Genomic DNA, 20,452 nt, shown 5'->3' with positions numbered 1-20,452 from the left:
TCAGGATGACGTTGCACGGTCAGGAACCCCCGGCGGGCCTGCTGCTCGCGGCGGGGGAGGGCAGCCGGTTCGGGCGTCCCAAGGCGACACTGGAACTGGACGGCGAACGCCTCGTCGACCGCGGTGTCCGGACGCTGCGGGACGCGGGCTGCTCCCCGGTCGTCGTCGTGGTCGGGGCCGAACCGGTCGAGGTCATCGGCGCGGTCGTCGTCCCGAACGCGGACTGGCGCGCGGGCATGGGCTCGTCGCTGCGCGCGGGCCTGGCCGCGCTGCCGCCCGCCTGCCCCGCCGTGGTCGTCGCGCTCGTCGACCAGCCGCTGGTCGGCGCGACGGCGGTGCGGCGGCTGATCGCCGCGTACGAGGCGGGCGCCGCGATCGCGGTCGCGACCTACGGTGGAGCGCCGCGCAACCCCGTGCTGCTGCGGGCGGAGCATTTCGCGGGCGTGGCCGACGCCGCCGTCGGTGACATGGGGGCGCGCGACTTCCTGCGCGCGCATCCCGACCTGGTGACGTCCGTGCCGTGCGACGACGTCGCCGCGCCCGACGACATCGACACCCCGGACGACCTCGCCGCCCTCACCCGCCGCGGGCGAGAGCGCGGCTAGGGGGCGCTCAGGAGGGCAGGACGCTCTCGTCCAGCGCGCCGCAGTCGACGGCGCGGCGCAACCGGGACGTCAGCGCCCGGATGGTGGCGGGCTCGTCCAGCACGCCGTTCCCACCGGCCGCCGCCTGCTCGTGCCACGCCCGGACCCGCCCGATGACGTCGTCGACACCGGCCAGGTGGAACGCGTACACGGCCGCGTACCGGCTCGGCAGATGCGCGGGATGCAGGTCCCAGCCCTGGTAGAAGCCGTGCCGCAGCGAATGCCTGACATGCGCGGCGTGCGTCGCCCATGTCGCGTTGACCTCGTCGGGGCCGTCGTTGCGGGGGACGACGTTGGTGGAGCCGTCCGACAGCCGCACCCCCGTCCCGGCGAGCGACACCTGCATGACGTGCCGGGCGAAGTCGCAGGCGGGATGGTCCAGGCGCTGCTCGTGCGGCGGCAGCCCGAGCGCGGCCGTGTAGTCGTAGACGCCGAAGTGCGCGGCGGTGAGGCGGCCCGCGGCGGCGTCCACGATCGCGCGCAGCCCGATCCGTCCGTCGTCGTCCACGACCGCCTGGGGCGTCTCGATCTGCACCTCGAACCGCAGGATGCCGGTCGGCAGGCCGAGCGAGGTCTCCAGGTGTTCCAGCCACTCGGTGAACAGCGCGACGTGCTCGGCCGTGACGACCTTCGGGAACGTGATCGTGAACCCGCCGGGGAGCCGTCCGAGCCGGTCGCGGAGCGTCGTGAGGAACCCGTCGAGCGTCCGCATCGACCGGTCGTGCCCGCCGTCCGCGAACGACTTCACCCGCACGCCCCAATAGTGGGGGAGCGCCTTGACCTGGTACGCGGCGGCGACGGCCTCGACGACCTGCTCGACGTGCGCGTCCTCCTCCGCGTCGGAGCGGGTCCCGTAGCCGTCCTCGAAGTCGATCCGGACGTCCTCGACCGGTTCGGTGGCGAGCTTCGCCGCGACCCGTTCGCGGACCGGCCCGGCGAGCTCCGGGCCCAGCGCGAACACCGCGCCGAACGACCCGTCTCCCGGCGCGTGCGTGTTCAGCAGCCGCAGCGCCTCCGCGCCGAAGTCGGCCGGGGTCGTGCGGGAGAAGCGGTCGGCGGGCACGTACACCGTGTGCACCGGCTGCCGCCCGTCGGCGGCGGCGCCGGGACGGCGCTCGCCGTGTTCGTCGCGGACGGCGGCGATCCGCGCGGACAGGTCGTCGTACGAGGACACGCTGAGATTCACCTCGACATGATCCCCCAACTACGGCCCGTTGGGAAACCCGCGAACCCCCGCCGTCCCCGGGGGGCGGGCGGACGCGGCGAGTGCGTCGAGCGCGTCGGCGAACACGTTCGGCGGCGGTTCGACGAGCCCCGCGCCGACCTGTCCCGTGCCCGGCTCGCGGCCCGCGATGCCGGTGTCGATGACCGGCAGGATCCCGGTGCGGACGACGCGGGTCACGTCCACGCCGACCGGGGTGCCGCGGAACGACAGCGACGGGATCTGAAGCACCGGATGCTCGGCGAGGGCGATCTCGTACATCCGGTGGGTCGCGGCGAGCGCGTCGGCGACCTCGCCGCCGACGAACCGGACGATCGCGGGCGCGGCGGCCAGCGCGAACCCGCCCATCCCGACCGTCTCGGTGATCGCCGAGTCGCCGATGTCGGGATTGGCGTCGTCCGGGCCGTAATCGCCGAGATAGAGGCCGTCGGGGACATTCGCGGGCCCGGTGAACCAGCGGTCGCCCGTCCCCGACACCTGGACGCCGAAGTCGGTGCCGTTGCGGGCCATCGCCACGACCAGGCTGGAACCGGGGACGTTGCGCGCCGCGTCCGCGCACGCCTTCGCCGCCGCCATTCCCACGTTCAGGAAGAAGTGATCGTTGTCCGCCGCGAACCGCAGCGCCGCCGCGGCCCGGTCGCGCGGCACCTCGTCCGCGGCGAGCAGCGCCGGTGCCAGCTCGCGCAGCAGCAGCGACGTCGCCGCCCGGTTCCGGTTGTGCAGCTCGTCGCCCATCTGCAGCGCCTGCGCGATGAGCGCCATCAGGTCGAGGGGGCCGTGGGCGCGCACCGCCGCCGCCAGCGCGGGGCCGAGGACCTCGCCCATCCACGTCAACCGGTCGATCACCTCCGGCCCGTACGCCCCGTACCGCAGGACCTTCCCGAGGCCCTCGTTGAGCGAGCAGTACGCGGTGCCGCCGTGCTCGGCGTCCTCCACCACCAGCATCCACATGGACGGGCCGACGACGCCCGCCATCGGCCCGACCGTGGCGTGCCGGTGGCACGGTTGGAGCGTCGCCGCGCCGCGTTCCAGGGCGTGTTCGGCGCCGAGCGGGGTCTCCGCGAGCCCTTCGAGGAGCATCGCGCCGACGAGCGCGCCGCGCATCGGGCCCGACGCCCGCTCCCAGTCCAGCGGCGGGCCCGCGTGCAGGAACGTTCCGGTGTCGAGGCCGAGGACCTCACGGGCCGGGCGGACGTCCACCAGGTGGGGCCGGGCGGTCACCATGCGCCGCACGGCGCGGGCGTTGGCGTCCGCGTGGCCCGGGTCGCCGAGGACCGCCGCGAGCGCCGTCTCCGTCCCGGCGGGCGGCGGCCGCCAGTCGACCGGCACCACCGGCACGGCCTGCGCGGCGAGCGCGTCGGCGAAGATCTCCGCCCCGGCGGTCACCACCACCGGATCGCGGGTGAGGAGCCCGCCGAGCCGGTGCGCACGCTCGGACGCGGGGTCGGTCATCCGGTCGACTCCTCCCGCCGCGGCCCGTCGAGCATCGACAGGGCGTGCCGGGTGGCCTGGGCGTTGGAGGCGAACACGTCCGCGCCCGCGCCGCACAGCGCGGCGGCCTGCCGGTCGCGGTCCTGCGGGTCGGCGGGCGTCCCGCACAGGGACACCACGACGGCCAGGTCCGGACGGTCGCGAACCGCGTCCGCGATCGCCGGGGCGAGGGACGCGGCCGGGTCCGGTTCGGCGCCGTGGCCGAGGACGACGTCGACCAGCAGCACCCCGCACCCGGGGTCGGCCGCCTCGGCCCGGACGGCCGCCAGCCGCAGGGTCGGGTCGATCATGGGGTGGGCGCGGCCCCGCGTGTAGGCGTCGTCACCGAAGTCGGTGAACCGGTGACCGTGGGCGTCCAGGGCCCGGCCGAGGGCGGCCAGCGCGATCGTCTCGGCCTCGTCGCGGAGGGTTCCGCCCGCGAACAGTCCGCGCAGCGCCCGTCCCGCCACCGGACGCGGACGCCGCGACGCCGTCCAGCGCGGCCACGCGGGGACCGTCCGGCCCACCGCCTTCAGCGTCCGCTCCGCCGCCGTCGTCAGATCGTCCTCGCCGGTCGTCGGCAGCGCGAACACCACCGGGGTGTCCAGCCGCCGCGCCGCCTCCCGGACCAGGTCGGCGACCTGCGGCGCGGGCGGCTTCGACACCAGCACGATCAGCTCGGTGCCGGGATCGGCGTCCAGCGCCGCGAGCGCCGCCAGCGCGGACCGGCCGCTCACCTCCGGGGACAGGTCCCGGCCGCCGACGCCGAGGACGTGACTGACGCCGACGCCCGCCGCGTCCAGCAGGCACATCAGCTGCTGCGCGCCCGTGCCGGACGCCGCGACGACGCCGACGGGCCCGGGGCGCACCGCGTTCGCGAACCCGAGGCCCGCGCCGCCGATCACCGCCGTCCCGCAGTCGGGGCCCATCACGATCAGGCCGCGGCGCGCCGCCGCCTCCTTCAACGCGATCTCCTGGTCGAGCGGCACATGGTCGCTGAAGACCATCAAGTTGAGGCCCGCTTCCAGCGCGTCCATCGCCTCCGGGAACACGTGCGGGCCCGGCACCGACAGCAGCGCGACCGTCGCGCCGCTCCCGGGACGGGCGGCCGCCGCCCCGGTCGTGCGCGGCGCCGGAGCCGCGTCCGTGACCGGCGCCCGAGGAGTCTCGCGCAGCAGCCCGTCCAGCGCGGCCCTCGCCTCGTCGAGGCCGTCGCCCCGCACCCGGACGGCGACCACCAGGTCGTCCGGGCCCGCGTCGGACGGCACGTCGAACCCCATCCGCGCCAGCAGCTCCAGGTTCAGCGCGGTGCCCATCGCCACCATCGCCGCCGTGACGTCCGACCGCTCCGTGAGCGACCGGCTCGCCCGCATCAACGTGACCGAATCGTGGTAGGCCCCCCGCCGCACCTCGACCCAGTCCGTCATGCAGTCACCATGGCGGCGGCATGTCTCGTGGCCAGCGACAGCACCGCCCGGCACCCGGCGAGGACGCCGTGCGCGAGGTCGGTGCCCGAGGTGTGGCCCACGGCGAGCAGGCGGCGGACGGCGGTGTCCGGCGGCTCGTCGCCCGCGACACAGCGCAGCACCGCCGCGACCTCGGCGCCCGCCGCGCCCGCCGCCGCGCAGTGCAGCAGCGTCGCGGCCAGCGCGGTCGTGCGCGTTCCGGCGTCGGCGGTGACGGCGGCGCCGAGCCAGTCGGCCAGCCACACCGCGTCCTCGCCGTACCGGACCGCGTCGCCGACCAGCCGCAGCGTCACCAGCAGGCCGCACAGGACGTCGTCGCCGCTCGGCGTCAGACCGGGGCCGAGACCGACGATCCGCTCCGCCGCCTCGACGGCGCCCGCGAGGTCGCCCGCGGCGCAGCACGCGGCGAGGGCGGCCGGGTCCGGATGGTCGCCGAGGCCCCCGCCGGTCAACCCGGTGTCGGCCAGCGCCCCGGCGCGGGCGAGTCGGGCCTCCAGGGCCCGGACGCCGTCCTCGAGCGTCGCGGGCCGCATCGGGCCGAGCGGCGCCGACGGGTCCCACCAGCGGCGGACCCGTACGTTCAACGGACCCGCCTCCACTCGCCCCTCGCCGACCCACGCGTCACGGCCCTCCCGGACCGAGCGGAACGGCTGCTCCCGGCGTGTCGCGACGATCACCACCGCGTTCGGGAGCCGGTGGGCGTCGGACGTGACGACGGCGAGCACCCGGGGTTCGGGGCCGCCGCGCATCTCCAGGTACACCGCCGACGGGAACACGGCGATGACCCGGGCCGCGCGGCGCGGCGGATCGAGCAGCGGCCGCAGCGTCAGGCCGGCCGCCCCGGCGGTGGGCGGTCTGCCTCCGGGCCTGGCCGGAAGCGGGATGGGGTCGCGGACGAGAGCGGTCACGGATCCTCCCGAGGCCGGCGTCGGTTGCCGCCCGGCGCACGGACGGCCCGGCCCCTGCCGAGACGGTAGAACGGGCCCCGCACCGGACGTATGGAGAAAGCTGCCAAGGATGCTTGTCATCGTTCGTCTGAGTTGTCAGTGTTGATCAGGAACCGGTAGCGATCACGCCGTAACGGGCGATGTACGCACCAAAAGGCGAGGTGACCCCTGGCATGAGTTACACCACCACCGCGGACCCGGGCCCACCGGCCCTCAGGCTCGCCAGCACCGGAACACTGACCTACGGCCTGTCGGTCGGGGAGGTCCTCGGCGTCAGCACCCTCAACGGCGCCCGCCTCATCGCCGGTCGGGCCGGACTGGAGCGCGTCGTCCAGCGCCTCAACGTGATGGAGGTCCCCGACATCCTGTCGTGGGTGAAGCCGAACGAGCTTCTCCTGACCACCGGCTACCCCCTGCGCAACACCCCGCAGTCCCTCGACCACCTGGTCGCCGACCTGGACGAGCGCGGCCTCGCGGCCCTGGCGATCAAACTGGGCCGCTACCTCGACTCCCTGCCCGCCGAGATGATCGCCCAGGCCGATCGGCGCGGATTCCCCCTTATCCTGCTCCCCAACGACGTCGGCTTCGACGACATCCTCAACCAGGTCCTGACCGACATCCTGAACCGGCAGGCGTCCGTCCTCGCCCGCACCGAGGAGGTCCACCGCGCGCTCGTGCAGATCGTGCTGTGCGGCGGCGGCCTCAAGGAGGTCGTGGACGAGGTCGCGTCGCTGCTGGACGTCGCGGTCGTCGTCGTGGACGGCGAACAGCGCGTGATCGCGGGCGCCGGGCCGGACGAGCACGTCCAGGCCATGCGGGCGTTCGACGCGGGCCGGCACGCGGCCTGCGGGCGCGGCGGCTGCGGCATCATCGGCGCCCACGGCACCGGCGACCATCTCGTCGTGCCGGTGATGGCGGGCGGCTTCGACCACGGCCGGATCATCGCGTTCAGCCCCGGCGGCAACCTGCGCGGCACCGATCTCGGCATCTTGGAACGCGCCGCCACCGTCGCCGCGCTCGTGGTGACGAAGCAGCAGGCCGTCGCCGCCGTCGAGAGCAAGTACCGCGCCGACTTCCTCCGCGACATCCTCGCGGGACGCGCCGGCGACGACGACCGGGTCGTCGCGCACTGCGCGGGCTTCGGCTGGGATCTCGACCGTCCCGTCATGGTGGTCGTCGCCGAACTCGACGGCCGCCCGCGCGGCAACCCCGGCCCGTCGACCCCCGAGACCGACGGGAAGGGCCGCGCCCGGGGCGCCGAGCACGAGGGCGGCACCCGCGGCTCCCGCGGCGCCGAGGAGCGGACCGCGCAGGAGCGGCTCGCCGCCGCCTGGACGACGGCGGTCCGCCGGCACGACCGGGGCGCGGCCGTGGCGAGCTTCGCGCACGAGGTGGTCGCGGTGATCGGCGCGGACGGCGGCGACCCCGCCGAGCTGGCCGACGGTCCCGTCCAGGCGATGCTCAAGGAGGCGTCGTCGATCTTCGCGGAGCATCTGCCGGTGCGGCGGACGTTCTCCACCGGGATCAGCCGGACGGTGACGTCCCCGGCGGCGCTGCCCGAGGCCTACGAGCAGGCCGTCAAGGCCGTGCGGGTCGGGCGGCAGCTCAACGGCGCGGGCGCGCGGGCGCACTTCGACCAGCTCGGCGTGTACCGGCTGCTGAGCCTGGTGTCGGACCCGGAGGAACTGCACGCGTTCGTCCGGGAGACGCTGGGCGACCTCGCCTCCGACGACGAGCCGGAACTGGTCGACCTGCGCCGCACCCTCCAGGTGCTGCTGGAGACCAACCTCAACGTCGCCGAGACCGCCCGCCGCCTCCACTTCCACTACAACACGCTGCGGTACCGCATCGGGAAGCTGGAAAGGATGCTCGGCGCGTTCACCGAGGACGCTCATCTGCGGCTCAACCTCACCCTCGCCCTTCACGTGCTGCGCATGCGCGGAATCTGAGGGTAATCGAGGGTAGTGCCACCGCTCCGTGACCGTCCGGTGACGCGCCGGTCCCGCCGAACCGGCGGACGGGCTTTGGCAGATGTCGCCGATGCCCGCCCAACAGGGTAGATCTACCGTGCCCGCAGGAACCTGGCCGGTTGAGCAGGAGGACCACGCATGGTGTTCGGCTGGAGGCCGCACGGCGACGAGCTCCCGTTCCATTCCGAGGTGCCGTTCCCGGTGGCACCACCGTCGTGCCGTACGGCATGATCGGGCTGCTCGGGGCGAAGAAGCCGGTGGAGTTCGCCGGTCCCGCCGTCCTCGCCCCGGTCGTCGCCCGGAACACCCTCGTCCACGGGAACGTGACCTTGCAGATCACCGGTGACCCTCCGTCGTGGGGCGTCGCGCCCGGCGACGCGGACCGGGCCGCGGAGGCCGACGGGACGGCGCGGTGAAGCCGCCCCCGTTCGGGTACCGGGCCCCCGTGACCGTCGACGAGGCGCTCGACGCGCTGGCCGCGCGACCGTCCGGCAAGGTCCTCGCCGGCGGGCAGAGCCTCGTCCCGCTGCTGAACATGCGGCTCGCCGCTCCGCCCGAGCTGGTCGACATCAACCGCGTCACGGAGCTGGACACCCTGCACGTGGGGGACGGCGGCGTCCGCGTCGGCGCGCTCGCCCGGCACGCGCGGGTGGAGCGCTCCGTGGCGGCCGCCACCGTCCAACCGCTGCTCAGACGGGCGCTGCGGCATGTCGCGCATCCCGTCATCCGCAACCGCGGCACCGTCGTCGGGAGCCTCGCGCACGCCGACCCGGCCGCCGAGCTGCCCGCCGTGCTGGCCGTCCTCGACGGGACGGTCGACACCGCGTCGACGCGGGGACGCCGGACCATCCCGGCCGCCGACTTCTTCGTCGGTCCGCTGGAACCGGCGCTGGAACCCGGCGAACTCGCCGTCTCCGCGTTCTTCCCGGCCGCGCCGCCCCGCACCGGGTCCGCGTTCATGGAGACGGCGCGGCGGCACGGCGACTACGCGATCGCCGGAGTCGCCGCCGTCGTCACCCTCGACGAGGACCTGCGCGTGTCCGCGGCCCGCGCCGGATATCTCGGGATCTCCGCCACACCGCTCGTCCTCGACCTGACCGGCGTCGCCGGCCCGCACGGCGACTGGACGGCCGCCGCCGCGCACGTCCGGGACACCGTCGACCCCGTCGCCGACATCCACGCGGGCGCCGCGTACCGGCGGCACCTGACCGGTGTGCTCACCGAGCGCGCCCTGAAGCGCGCGGCGGCCGAGGCGCTGCGCCGGGCGGAGGACTGACATGGGGGAGGCCCGCGAGGAGCCCTTCGACGAGACCGGCGGCGAGACCCGCGAGGAGACGTTCGACGTCGCGCTGACCGTCAACGGGACGCCCCGTACCGCCCGAGTCCCGGCGCGCCGTCTGCTGTCCGACCTGCTGCGGCACGATCTCGGGCTCACCGGCACGCATGTCGGCTGCGAGCACGGCGTGTGCGGTTGTTGCACCGTCCTGCTGGACGGTGACCCGGTGCGGTCGTGCCTGATGTTCGCGGTGACCGCGTCCGGCCACGAGGTCACGACCGTGGAGGGCCTCGCCGCGCCGGACGGGACGCCGTCGCCGGTGCAGCGCGCGTTCCGCGAGTGCCACGGCCTGCAGTGCGGCTTCTGCACGCCCGGGTTCCTCTGCACGGTGACGGCGCTGCTGCGCGAGACGCCGCGTCCCACGCAGGACCAGGTGCTGGAGGGCATCTCCGGGAACCTGTGCCGCTGCACCGGGTACCAGAACATCGTCGCGTCGGTGCACCGCGCCGCCGACCTGATCGCCCGGTCCGCCGAGGAGGGGGAGACGTAGTGGGGACGCGGGTGTTCGGCGAGCCGGTCCGGCGCCGCGAGGACGGCAGGCTTCTCACCGGCCGCGGCCGCTACCTCGACGACCTCGGCCGGGGCGCCCTCGCCGCGGCGTTCGTCCGGTCGCCGCACGCGCACGCCCGGATCGTCGACATCGACGTGTCCGGGGCCCTGGACGTGGACGGTCTCGTCGCCGTCTACACCTCCGAGGACCTTCCCGGACGGATCGGGGAGCGGCTGCCGCTGCTGATCCCGCACCCGTCCCTCACCCACGGCCGCACCGGGTACCCGCTCGCCCGCGACGTCGTCCGGCACGTCGGCGAACCCGTCGCGATGGTCGTCGCCCGCGACCGGTACCTGGCCGAGGACGCCGCCGAACGCGTCCGGGTGGACTACGAGCCGCTGCCCGCCGTCGTCGGCATCGAGGCCGCGTCACGCGCCGAGCGGCTCGTGCACGACGACGTCCCCGGCAACGTCGGCGCGGTGCTCGTCCAGGAGACCGGCGACGCCGCCGCCGCGATCCGCGCCGCGCCGCACGTGCTGGAGTTCCGGCTCGCGATCGAACGCAGCGCCTCCACGCCCCTGGAGGGACGCGGCGTCTACGCGCGGTGGGACGCAGACGACGGGTCGCTGCGCGTGTACTCGTCCACGCAGGCGTCCACCGGTGTCCGCGCCGCGCTCGCCGCCCGGCTCGGCCTGCCCACCGGCAAGGTCGAGGTGATCGCCCCGGACGTCGGCGGCGGCTTCGGCGTCAAGATCGTCCACCCGTGGCCGGAGGAGATCCTCGTTCCGTGGGCGGCACGGCTGCTGGACCGCGGGATCAAGTGGACCGAGGACCGCCGCGAGCACTTCGTCTCCGCCGCGCACGAACGCGGCCAGCTCCAGGACGTGCGCGTCGGGTTCGACGACGAGGGCCGCGTCCTCGGCCTGGACGTGCGGATCCGGCACGACCACGGCGCCTACACCCCGTACGGGATCATCATCCCGATCGTCACGTCCACCCAGCTCCTCGGCCCCTACAAGATCGGCGCGTACCGGGCGGAGGTCGTCAGCCTCTACACCAACACCCTGATCGTCACCCCGTACCGCGGCGCGGGCCGCCCGCAGGGCGTGTTCTGCATGGAACGGACCATGGACAGGATCGCCCGGCATCTCGGCCTCGACCGCGCCGACGTCCGCGCCGCGAACCTCATCCAGCCCGACGAGTTCCCCTACGACCAGGGCCTCACGTTCCAGGACGGCCGCCCCCTGATCTACGACTCGGGCGACTATCCGGAGCTGCTCCGCAAGGCGAAGGCGATGATCGGCTGGGACGGTTTCGCCGCCGAGCGCGCCGCCGCCGCGTCCCGGGGCCGCCGCCTCGGCATCGGCCTCGGCGTGTACGTCGAGGGGACGGGCGTCGGCCCGTACGAGGGCGGCCATGTGGAGATCGACACGGCCGGACGGGTGCACGTCTCCACCGGGCTGACCTCGCAGGGGCAGGGCCACGAGACCGTGTTCGCGCAGATCGCCGCCGCCGAGCTGGGCGTTCCGATCGGCGACGTCCAGGTCACGACCGGCGACACCCGCCGCTTCGGGTACGCGGTCGGGACGTTCGCGTCCCGCGCGGCCGTGATGAGCGGCAACGCGATCGCGCTGGCGTGCCGGAAGGTCCGCGACAAGGCGCTGCGGATCGCGGCGGAGGCCCTGGAGGCCGACCCGCGCGACCTGGACATCACCGACGGGGTCGTGCACGTCAGGGGCGACGTGTCGGCGGCCGTGCCGCTGCGGACGGTCGCGGTCCTGTCGAACCCGCTGCGGTACGCGTTCGACGAGGAGACCGCGAGGGCGACGCAGTTCGCGGTGGGCCGCCCGGTCACCGAGCCGCCGATCGCGGCCGGGGAGGAGCCGGGCCTGGAGGGGCGCGACTACTACTCGCCCGTCCGGTCCACGTTCGCCGCGGGCGCGCACGCCGCCGTCGTGGAGGTCGACCCGGACACGGCGGAGATCGCGATCCTGCGGTACGCGGTCGTCCACGACTGCGGGCGCCTCATCAACCCGATGGTGGTGGAGGGGCAGATCCACGGCGGCGTCGCGCAGGGCATCGGCGGCGCGCTGTACGAGCGGATGGTCTACGACGAGTCGGGGCAGCTCCTCAACGCGTCGTTCATGGACTTCCTCATGCCCTACGCGACGGAGATCCCGCGCATCCGGACCGGCCATCTGGAGACGCCGTCGCCGCTGAACCCGCTCGGCATCAAGGGCGCGGGGGAGGCGGGCGTCATTCCCGTGTCGGCGGTGATCGCGTCGGCGGTGGAGGACGCGGAGGGCATCCGCGTCGACGCGATGCCGTTGTCACCCGACGCGCTCCACACGCTCCGGCAACGCGCGGCGACGGACCCGTCCCTGGTCGTCCGCGCCGAGTGAGGGCACCGACCCGGGCTCGCCGGAAGGTGGATGCTGGCGGGGTCGGCTCGGGTGCGGGGGACCTCAACCCCGCCAGCGTGGTCGACCCTAATGAACGGAAACGCGGGCGCTGGGCGTAACCGGGATTCCTCCGGGAAGGTCGGCTTTCACCCGGGCGTGGTGGGCTGGTCGGGGGCGTTGCCGCCGAGCGAGCGCGGCAGGTAGTTCTCGACCGCGGCGGGCCGGAACCCGGCCTGTTCGATCCAGCCGAGCATCGTCTCCATGTCGCGGGCGAGGCCCTTGCGGTAGTGCATGAGGATGATGTCGCCGGGTTTGAACCCCTTGCCGCCGTCGCCGCGCGCGAAGCCGTTGTAGCCGACACCGGGGCCGGTCGTCCCGTTGTAGAACTCCGCCGACCACAGCAGGATCGACTTGATGCCGCACTGCTTGGCGGCCTGCCGGGTGGTCTCGTTGTAGCTGCCGAACGGCGGACGGAGGATCTCCGACCGTCGACCGTACTGCTTCTGGATCGCGTCGGACGCGTCGCAGATCTGCTTGCGCTGCGTCTCGGGGCTGAGCGTCGCCATGTTGGGGTGGCTGACGGTGTGGTTCTCCATGCGCGATCCGGCGTTGCGCATCGCCCAGAAGTACTGGCCCTGGCCCTTGATGTAGGTGGTGGTCAGGAAGGTCATGATGGGGACCTTCCGCTTGCGGACGATGTTCACGAACTCGGAGTCGTAGACGTAGCCGTCGTCGATGGTGAGGAACACGACGCGTTCCTGGGTCTCGATGCGGTTGACGACCGGGGGAAGCCCGTCCGTGGCCGGTTTCGGCATCGTCCACGATCCGGGTTTCGGCTTCGGCCACGTCTGGTCACCGAGGACGGCGGCCAGCTCCGTCCGCATCGCGGGATCGGAATCGCCGCCCCCCGTGGGCAGGACGGGCCAGCCGCCCGCGGCCACGCCGATGACTCCGGCGACAACCATGGTGACCACGGGCGTCCTACCTCGCATCGGCCGCGTACTCCGTTCGGTTTCGTGGGCAGGGGATCTCGTATCGGTTGACGCGCCGGGGAGGGAACGAGTTCGCCGCCGGCATGACCTGCCGGACATATCTGACCATTTCCGGCGGTCAGGCGTGCGCATCCGCCCAATGTTCGGCGTGTACTCGGCAGGTGTTGCCGTTCGGCGCCGCGCGCCTCGTTCTCTACAGTCTTGTCATGCAGCTCACCGGCAGTGCCACCGTCGCCGCGCCGCTCGCCCGCGTCTGGGACGCGCTCCAGGACCCGGCCGTCCTGGCGAGGACGATACCCGGGTGCCGTTCCCTGGAGGAGACCGGCCCCGACACGTACCGTATGACCGTCTCGGCGGGCGTCGCCTCACTCCAGGGTACGTACATCGGCCAGGTCGAACTCGCCGATCCCGACCCGCCGCGCTCGTTCGTCCTGCGCGCGCACGGGCAGGGGGCGCCCGGCACGGTGGACGCGACCGTCCGCGTCCGGCTCACCCCCGGCGACGGCTCCACCCGCATCGACTACGACGCCGACGCGGTCGTCGGCGGGATGGTCGGCGGCGTCGGCCAGCGGATGCTGGGCAGCGTCGCCAAGCGCACCGCGGGGCAGTTCTTCGCCGCGGTGGAACGCGACCTCGCCGCACCGGCGCCCGCGCCCGCCCCGGCCGGCGCCGCCGGCGCGGCCCCGGCCGGAGCGGCCGCCCCCGCCCACGCGGGAGCCGCCGCGCCGACCGTGGCCTGGCCGATGGTGATCGCGTTCGGCTCCGGCGGCCTCGTCGCGCTCGTCGGCGTCGCCCTCGGCTACCTGCTCGGCCGCCGTTCCCGGCGGGACTGAGAGGTCAGTTCACCGCGACGAGGTCGACGACGAAGATCAGCGTCTCGCCGGGCTTGATGGCCGGGCTGGGGCTGCGGTCGCCGTACGCCAGGTGCGGCGGGATGACGAGCTTGCGCCGACCGCCGACCTTCATCCCGACGATGCCCATGTCCCAGCCCTTGATGACCCGTCCGCCGCCGAGCTCGAAGTCGAAGGTGGAGCCCCGGTTCCAGGACGCGTCGAACTCCTCGCCCGTGGACCACGACACGCCGACGTAGTGCATCGACACGTTCGAGCCCTTGGTGGCCTCGTCGCCGTCGCCCTCGACGATGTCGGTGATGTCGAGGTAGGCGGGCGGCTGTCCCTCGGGGAAGTCGATCTCGGGGCGTTCCAGCGCCATGAAGAGGCTCCAGCGGTCTCGTCGGATATGGAAACGCCCAGCCTAGACCCACCGCCCCACTCCGGCGCCGTCAGGACGAGCTGATGACCGAGCGGTCCCGTCCGTCTCGTGGGCCACGACCTGCACGAGCGGCAACGGCCTGCGAACCCGGCCTCGGGACGAGTGACGCGGTGCGCGGCTGGGAAGAGTTGTGCCGACTCGCTCTGGCCAACACGCGGCGATGCTTCGAGACACTTCGATTCGAGCCGCGCTCCCGCGCCAACCCGCGTCGGCAGCACCGGCTTCGGGGAGACTTGGCGACTCACCGGCACAACGGTCGTGACCTGGAACAATGGGAGTACGAGGTCACTAGCGGAGGCCGCGTGCGGTACGTCATCGACGATGAGGCCCACACGGAGGGCTCGACGACATTCTGGGGCGGGTCGCGGGGCATGGCGTCGTCCATGAGCCGGTGGAGACCTTCGGCGATGGTGTCCGTCATGTCGTGGTGCTCGATCCGGACGGGAACAGCCTGTCGCTCGCGGAGGCGCTCGCCCAGTAGGCGCCGTCAGAGGGCTGTGAAGTGGTGCTTCGTGAAGGAGGTGCCGTCCACGAGGAGGTCGGCGCGGGAGCGGGTGGCGTCGGTGATGAAGTGGGCGGTCTCGCGGGTGGTCCAGGCGTCCCAGGCGGCGGCGTACTCGGGGCCGTCGCGGTCGAGGGCGCGGGCGCGGCGCAGGTCCGGTGGGGCGTCGATCCAGACGCGGTAGGCGGCCGGTGACCCCGCCCAGGCCGCGCCGACTCCCTCGACGATGAGGACGGGCGCGGGCGGAAGCTCCTCCGGTGGGCCGTAGTGGTCGCGATGCCAGTCGTAGCGGCGCAGGGTGGCGGGACGGCCGTCCCGGAGCGGGGCGAGGACGGTGGAGCGGAGCGGCTCCCACCAGGTCAGCGGGTCGGCGTCCCACGGGACGCGGAAGTCGTCCGAGCGGACGACCGGAGCGCCGACCAGGGCGACGGACAGGTGGTCGGTGAACGTCGACTTGCCCGCGCCGCTCGGGCCGTCCACCGCGACCAGGCGTACCGGGCCGCACGACGGCGGCAGCGTCAGCAGCCGCGCCGCGAGCGCGGGGTAGGTCAGGGCGGTGCCCGAGAGGAACGCCACGGACGGCATACTTCCAGGACGAGATCAGAGGGGGCGAACATGGACCTGCTCGGCGCGGCGGGCGGACCGGTGCGGATCGCGGGACGCGACCTCTCGCGCGAGGAGCTGTTCGGCTGGGCGTCGGCCGTCGCCGCGGAGATCCGGGGAGCGGACGCCGTCGCGGTGCACGCCACCGCGTCGGCGGAGACGGTCGCGGCGGTCGTCGGCGGCATCCTCGCGGGCGTCCCCGTCGTGCCGCTTCCGCCCGACTCCGGTCCCGCCGAGCGCGCCCACATCCTCGGTGATTCCGGCGCGGATCTGCTGCTGGCCGCCCGCGGTGTGGAACACGGCGACGGGGAGCCGCCCCTGGTCGCCGTTGACGCCCTCTCTCGAAATGGGAGTGCGCGTGGTGAGGTGGGTGCTGAGAAGACCGCGCTGATCCTCTACACCAGCGGGACGACGGGTGCGCCGAAAGGTGTGCTGATCTCGCGGGGCGCGGTGGCCGCAGGGCTCGACGCCCTCGCCGAAGCCTGGCGGTGGACGCCGGACGACGTCCTGGTCCACGGGCTGCCGCTGTTCCATGTGCACGGGCTCGTCCTCGGGGTGCTCGGGGCCCTGCGGGTCGGGTCGCGGCTCGTCCACACCGGACGGCCCCGGCCCGGTGACTACGCGGCCGCGGCGGAGGACGGCGGGACCCTGTTCTTCGGGGTGCCGACCGTCTGGTCGCGGACGGCGGCTGACCCGACCGCCGCCGGGGCGCTGCGGAGCGCGCGGCTGCTCGTCTCCGGCAGCGCGCCCCTCCCCGTCCCCGTCTTCGAACGGCTCGCCGACCTCACCGGGCACCGGCCGGTCGAACGGTACGGCATGACGGAGACGCTCATCACGGTCAGCGCCCGCGCGGACGGCGAGCGGCGCCCCGGATACGTCGGCACACCGCTGCCCGGAGTGGAGACGCGGCTGGCGGGCGAGGACGGGCGGCCCGTGCCTGCGGACGGTGAGACGCCCGGTGAACTGCACGTCCGCGCGCCGCTGCTGTTCCAGGGTTACCTCAACCGGCCCGAGGCCACCGCGGAGTCGTTCACCGGGGACGGCTGGTTCCGCACCGGCGACATCGCGACGATCGGGCCGGACGGATGGCACCGCATCGTCGGCCGCGCCTCCACCGACCTGATCAAGAGCGGCGGCTACCGCATCGGCGCGGGCGAGGTCGAGAACGCGCTGCTCGCGCACCCGGACGTGCGGGAGGCCGCCGTCGTCGGCACCCCCCACGACGACCTCGGCGAGCAGGTCACCGCCTATGTCGTCGCGGACGGGATCGGGGAGCGGCAGCTCATCGACTTCGTCGCCGGGCGCCTGTCCGTCCACAAACGTCCCCGTGTGGTGCACCTGGTCGTGGCGCTGCCCCGCAACGCCATGGGCAAGGTCGTCAAGACCCGTCTCGGGGACCTCGTCTAGAGCCCGTATGACAGCTGTCATCAAGATCGGCTGACACGCGCTTCTACCGGACCGCGCGCCGGACCGCGACGCTGGAAGCATGCACACCGACACAGCCATCTCGGTCGAGGAGCTCCGCCAACGGTACGGGGACTTCGAGGCCGTCGCCGGTATCTCCTTCGAGGTCGCGGCGGGTGAGCTGTTCGCGCTTCTCGGCACCAACGGCGCCGGGAAGACGACCACTCTCGAAACCCTGGAAGGGCACCGGGCCGCCCACGCGGGAACGGTCCGGGTCCTCGGCCACGACCCGCACCGCGAACGCCGCGCCATCCGCCCCCGGATCGGCATCATGCTCCAGGAAGGCGGCTTCTTCGCCGACCTCACCGTCGCCGAGACCGTCGACCACTGGCGCGGCTTCACCCCCGCGCCACGCGACCGCGACGAGGCCGTCGCGCTCGCCGGGCTCACCGACAAGGCCGGGGTGCGGGTGCGGCAACTGTCCGGCGGCCAGAAACGCCGTCTCGACCTCGCGCTCGCGCTGCTCGGCCGTCCCGCGGTCCTGTTCCTGGACGAACCGACCACCGGCATGGACCCCGAGGCACGCCGCGCCACCTGGAAGATCGTCCAGGACGTCGTCGCGGACGGCACCACCGTACTGCTCACCACCCACTACCTGGAGGAGGCCGAGCACCTCGCCGACCGGCTCGCCATCCTGCACCGCGGCCGCATCGAGACGTCCGGGACGGTCGAGGAGGTCGTCGCCGGACACGGCGACCGCATCACCTTCCACATGCCCGACCACCTCCAGGTGGCCGAACTCCCCGACGTGCGCGGCGCCCGCCCCGACGTCGCCGTGACCGGCGGCCGTGCCTTCGCCACCTACACCGTCACCCACACCGTCACCCACACCGTCACCGGCTCCGGACTCCAGCGGAGCCTGTACGACCTGCTGCGCTGGGCCGACGAGAAGGACGTCCGGCTGGACGGCCTGGAGGCGCGCAGCGCGTCCCTTGAGGACGTCTTCCTCCGCACCGCCGAAGGAGCCGACCGATGAACCACACCGCCATGCTCCGCGTCTCCCGCCTCGACCTCACGCTGCTGTGGCGCAACAGGACGGCGATGTTCTCCGTGTTCGGCCTGCCGCTGCTGTTCGCGGGGATGCTCGTCCCGATGAAGGGCCAGGTGATCGGCGGCGTGGACGGCGCGCTCCTGCAGGGCACCGGCCACCTCGGCTTCTTCCTCCTGTTCGCGATCTTCATGAACCTCGTCAACGTGTTCACCGCCCGCCGCGAGGACCTGACGCTCAAACGGCTCCGCGGCACCGCGCTGTCCGACGCGGAGATCACCGGGGGCAGCATCGTCACCGCGACCGCGATGTACGCCCTCCAGGTGCTGGCGCTGGTCGTCGTGCTCGGCGTCGCGCTCGGCGGCCGGTTCCCCGCCGACCCCGTGCTCCTGCTCGTCGGGCTCGCGGGCGGCGTCGCGGTCTTCGCGACCCTGGCCTTCGCGATCTCCGGACTCACCCCGAACGCGGAGCTGGCGCAGCTCACCGTCCTGCCGATCATGTTCGGCTGCATGCTCGGGGGCGGGGTGATGTTCCCGATGGACGGCCTGCCGGACTGGCTCGCGCAACTGACCCGGCTCCTCCCGCTCAGTCCCGTCGTGGAGATCAGCAGGACCGGCTACTTCGGGCAGGACTTCTACGACCATGGCGCGCACCCGTCCGTCGGCGTCCTGGAGGGCTGGTGGACCTGCCTGCCCTCGTTCCTCGTCCTCGCCGTCTGGGGCGCCCTCGGTCGCGTGCTCGCCACCCGCTGGTTCCGCTGGGAACCCCGGCATGCCTGATGGACCGACCGGCACCGATTACAGTGCGGGACTGAAGGGAGGGGCCATATGACGGTCGCGACCACGGCGGACCTGGAAGCGCGCGACACCCAGAGGCTCGAACGTTACCAGCGGGTCACCTACCGCTCGTTCCTGATCGCCGCCGTCGGCTTCGTCGCGCCGAGCCTCGTCGGGTTGGGCGCCGCCTACACCGACGACGACGTCGGCGTCCCCCTCGCCGTCGTGGTCCTCGCGGGCCTGGTTCTGCTCACCTGGTACTACGCGCGGCTCGTCAAGACGGGCCTGGCGGGCGGGGCGTCGCGCCGCGACCTCGTGCTCAGCGGCACGCTGGCGGCCGCGATGAGCACGATGATCCTCATCGGCCCGCTGTTCAACCTCATCCCGATCTTCTGGGTGTCCGCGGTGGTGATGTCGCCGCTCAGCCGCAGGCAGCTGGTCGCCCTGTGCGTCGCCGTCGGCGGGGTGTGCTCGGTCCTGACCACGATCTCCGTGCAGCGGCTCGCCCCGGACGCCGCCCTCCCCTGGTACGGGGTCTTTCCGCTCATGTTCGTGATCTACGTCGGCGGCTGCGCCGTCACCGTGTTCGTCAACCGGTACCAGCGCCGCATGTGGGAGATGCACCGGGAGACCCACGCCGCCCGCGACGCCCTCGCCCGGCTCGCCGTCACCGAGGAACGGCTTCGCTTCTCCCGCGACCTGCACGACCTCCTCGGCCACAGCCTCTCCCTCATCGCCGTGAAGAGCGAACTGGCCATGCGGACGGCGCGCACCGACCCCGACCGCGCCGCCACCGAGATGGCCGACGTCCGCCGTACCGCCCGGGAGGCGCTGCGCGAGGTGCGCGCCGCCGTCAGCGGCTACCGCGCCATCGAACTGGACACCGAACTGGTCGGGGCGCGCGCCGTGCTGGAGGCCGCCGGAATCCGCTGCGAGATCGGCGACCCGCAGGACGCGCTCCCGTCGGAGGTCCGCTCGGTGCTGGCCTGGATCATCCGGGAGGGCGTCACCAACGTGATCAAGCACAGCGGCGCGCGGCGCTGCGAGGTGACGCTCACGGCCTACGACGGGTCCGTGGTCCTGGAGATGGGCAACGACGGCGTCCGCGGCGACGGCGGCGTCCGCGAGGATGGGAGCGGCTCGGGCCTCACCGGCCTCGCCGAACGCGTCGCCGTGCTCGGCGGCGAGATCACCGCCGGGCGCCACGGCCGGGACGGCTTCCTGCTGCGCGCCGTCGTCCCGCTTCCCGCGTCCGACGCGGACGCCGTGCCCGCCGGAACGGCCGCGGGGAGAACCGCGTGATCCGCGTCCTGCTCGCCGACGACGAGCACCTCATCCGCGGCGCGGTCGCCGCCCTGCTCGGCCTGGAACCCGACCTTGAGGTCGTCGCGGAGGTCGGACGCGGCGACGAGGTGGCCGCCGCCGTCGCCGAGCACGATCCGGACGTCGCCGTCCTCGACATCGAGATGCCCGGCGCGGACGGCCTCACCGTCGCCGAACGGCTGACCGCGTCCGGCGCGCGCTGCTCCATCTGCATCCTCACCAGCTTCGGACGTCCCGGATACCTGCGCCGCGCCATGGCCGCCGGGGTCCGCGGCTTCGTCGCCAAGGACGCCCCCACCGAGGAACTGGCCGCCGCGATCCGCAAGGTCCACGACGGCGGCCGCTACCTGGACGCCGAACTCGCCGCCAACGCCATGGCCGCGGGCGACAACCCCCTCACCGACCGCGAACGCGAGATCCTCCGCCTCACCGGCACCGGAACCGGGACCGCCCAGATCGCGACCCGCCTGCACCTGTCGGAGGGCACCGTCCGCAACTACCTCTCCACCGCCATGGCCAAACTCGGCGCCCCCACCCGCGTCGCCGCCGCCCGCGCCGCCAAGGACATGGGCTGGATCTGACCGC

Annotated in this window: 19 protein-coding genes; 12 read left to right on the top strand and 7 right to left on the bottom strand. The window is 73.7% G+C overall.

Features of this window, described 5'->3' with window-relative positions; all coding sequences use genetic code 11:
• Positions 1–5 precede the first annotated feature (5 nt).
• Positions 6–605, top strand: a complete 600-nt coding sequence (locus BZB76_RS14985; protein ID WP_121434977.1) for a nucleotidyltransferase family protein — start codon at positions 6–8, stop codon at positions 603–605.
• Positions 606–612: 7 nt separating this feature from the next.
• Here the strand turns inward: BZB76_RS14985 and BZB76_RS14980 are convergent, their stop codons facing one another.
• The 4 genes from BZB76_RS14980 to BZB76_RS14965 are packed head-to-tail and all read right to left on the bottom strand — an operon-like array spanning position 613 to position 5,710.
• Complete coding sequence (locus BZB76_RS14980; protein ID WP_121434976.1) at positions 613–1,830, bottom strand: DUF6986 family protein; 1,218 nt, start codon at positions 1,828–1,830, stop codon at positions 613–615.
• Positions 1,831–1,848: 18 nt separating this feature from the next.
• Positions 1,849–3,318, bottom strand: a complete 1,470-nt coding sequence (locus tag BZB76_RS14975) for a YlbE family protein (protein ID WP_121434975.1) — start codon at positions 3,316–3,318, stop codon at positions 1,849–1,851.
• Positions 3,315–4,763: an FdrA family protein gene (locus BZB76_RS14970; protein WP_121434974.1), complete on the bottom strand. Its 1,449-nt coding sequence runs from the start codon at positions 4,761–4,763 to the stop codon at positions 3,315–3,317. Before BZB76_RS14970 ends, BZB76_RS14975 begins: the two co-directional genes overlap by 4 nt.
• Entirely contained in the window at positions 4,760–5,710 is a 951-nt protein-coding gene (locus tag BZB76_RS14965; protein WP_121434973.1) for an oxamate carbamoyltransferase subunit AllH family protein, read from the bottom strand. The genes BZB76_RS14970 and BZB76_RS14965 overlap by 4 nt, the downstream gene beginning before the upstream one ends.
• A gap of 212 nt (positions 5,711–5,922) precedes the next feature.
• On the opposite strand from BZB76_RS14965, the gene BZB76_RS14960 reads away from it, so the two are divergent.
• The 5 genes from BZB76_RS14960 to cutA all read left to right on the top strand — a co-directional run bounded on the left by BZB76_RS14960 (position 5,923) and on the right by cutA (position 11,947).
• Entirely contained in the window at positions 5,923–7,698 is a 1,776-nt protein-coding gene (locus BZB76_RS14960) for a PucR family transcriptional regulator (RefSeq protein WP_121434972.1), read from the top strand.
• A 236-nt stretch (positions 7,699–7,934) separates the two neighbouring features.
• The gene (locus BZB76_RS14955; protein ID WP_121434971.1) at positions 7,935–8,135 is read left to right on the top strand and encodes a hypothetical protein; all 201 of its coding nucleotides are present in this window, start codon (positions 7,935–7,937) and stop codon (positions 8,133–8,135) included.
• 29 nt (positions 8,136–8,164) lie between these two features.
• Positions 8,165–8,995 (top strand): FAD binding domain-containing protein, encoded by an 831-nt coding sequence (locus BZB76_RS14950; protein ID WP_246006957.1) that lies wholly within the window; start codon positions 8,165–8,167, stop codon positions 8,993–8,995.
• Between the two features lies 1 nt (position 8,996).
• Positions 8,997–9,545, top strand: coding sequence for a (2Fe-2S)-binding protein (locus BZB76_RS14945; RefSeq protein ID WP_121434969.1), 549 nt, complete (start codon positions 8,997–8,999; stop codon positions 9,543–9,545).
• On the top strand, positions 9,545–11,947 hold the full coding sequence (cutA, locus tag BZB76_RS14940; protein WP_121434968.1) for an aerobic carbon-monoxide dehydrogenase large subunit: 2,403 nt from the start codon (positions 9,545–9,547) through the stop codon (positions 11,945–11,947). The genes BZB76_RS14945 and cutA overlap by 1 nt, the downstream gene beginning before the upstream one ends.
• A 146-nt stretch (positions 11,948–12,093) precedes the next feature.
• On the opposite strand, the gene BZB76_RS14935 is transcribed toward cutA, so the two are convergent.
• Positions 12,094–12,912 (bottom strand): polysaccharide deacetylase family protein, encoded by an 819-nt coding sequence (locus tag BZB76_RS14935; RefSeq protein ID WP_246007022.1) that lies wholly within the window; start codon positions 12,910–12,912, stop codon positions 12,094–12,096.
• A 233-nt stretch (positions 12,913–13,145) separates the two neighbouring features.
• Here BZB76_RS14935 and BZB76_RS14930 point away from each other — a divergent pair, with 233 nt between their 5' ends.
• Positions 13,146–13,772, top strand: a complete 627-nt coding sequence (locus BZB76_RS14930) for an SRPBCC family protein (protein ID WP_121435492.1) — start codon at positions 13,146–13,148, stop codon at positions 13,770–13,772.
• Between the two features lie 4 nt (positions 13,773–13,776).
• Here the strand turns inward: BZB76_RS14930 and BZB76_RS14925 are convergent, their stop codons facing one another.
• On the bottom strand, positions 13,777–14,151 hold the full coding sequence (locus BZB76_RS14925) for an FKBP-type peptidyl-prolyl cis-trans isomerase (protein ID WP_121434966.1): 375 nt from the start codon (positions 14,149–14,151) through the stop codon (positions 13,777–13,779).
• A gap of 547 nt (positions 14,152–14,698) precedes the next feature.
• Positions 14,699–15,289, bottom strand: a complete 591-nt coding sequence (locus BZB76_RS14910; RefSeq protein WP_420534780.1) for a uridine kinase family protein — start codon at positions 15,287–15,289, stop codon at positions 14,699–14,701.
• 39 nt (positions 15,290–15,328) lie between these two features.
• Here BZB76_RS14910 and BZB76_RS14905 point away from each other — a divergent pair, with 39 nt between their 5' ends.
• The 5 genes from BZB76_RS14905 to BZB76_RS14885 all read left to right on the top strand — a co-directional run bounded on the left by BZB76_RS14905 (position 15,329) and on the right by BZB76_RS14885 (position 20,448).
• Positions 15,329–16,723, top strand: a complete 1,395-nt coding sequence (locus BZB76_RS14905; protein WP_121434965.1) for an acyl-CoA synthetase — start codon at positions 15,329–15,331, stop codon at positions 16,721–16,723.
• 79 nt (positions 16,724–16,802) lie between these two features.
• Complete coding sequence (locus BZB76_RS14900) at positions 16,803–17,756, top strand: ABC transporter ATP-binding protein (protein ID WP_121434964.1); 954 nt, start codon at positions 16,803–16,805, stop codon at positions 17,754–17,756.
• Positions 17,753–18,547, top strand: a complete 795-nt coding sequence (locus BZB76_RS14895) for an ABC transporter permease (protein WP_121434963.1) — start codon at positions 17,753–17,755, stop codon at positions 18,545–18,547. Before BZB76_RS14900 ends, BZB76_RS14895 begins: the two co-directional genes overlap by 4 nt.
• A gap of 48 nt (positions 18,548–18,595) precedes the next feature.
• Complete coding sequence (locus tag BZB76_RS14890) at positions 18,596–19,846, top strand: sensor histidine kinase (protein ID WP_121434962.1); 1,251 nt, start codon at positions 18,596–18,598, stop codon at positions 19,844–19,846.
• Entirely contained in the window at positions 19,843–20,448 is a 606-nt protein-coding gene (locus tag BZB76_RS14885; RefSeq protein ID WP_121434961.1) for a response regulator transcription factor, read from the top strand. The genes BZB76_RS14890 and BZB76_RS14885 overlap by 4 nt, the downstream gene beginning before the upstream one ends.
• The last annotated feature ends 4 nt before the right edge of the window (positions 20,449–20,452 follow it).

The organism is Actinomadura pelletieri DSM 43383 (assembly GCF_003634705.1).
Classification (GTDB): Bacteria; Actinomycetota; Actinomycetes; order Streptosporangiales; family Streptosporangiaceae; genus Spirillospora; species Spirillospora pelletieri.
The sequence above is the reverse complement of the archived record's forward strand: the minus strand, read 5'-3'. Positions and strand labels throughout refer to the sequence as shown.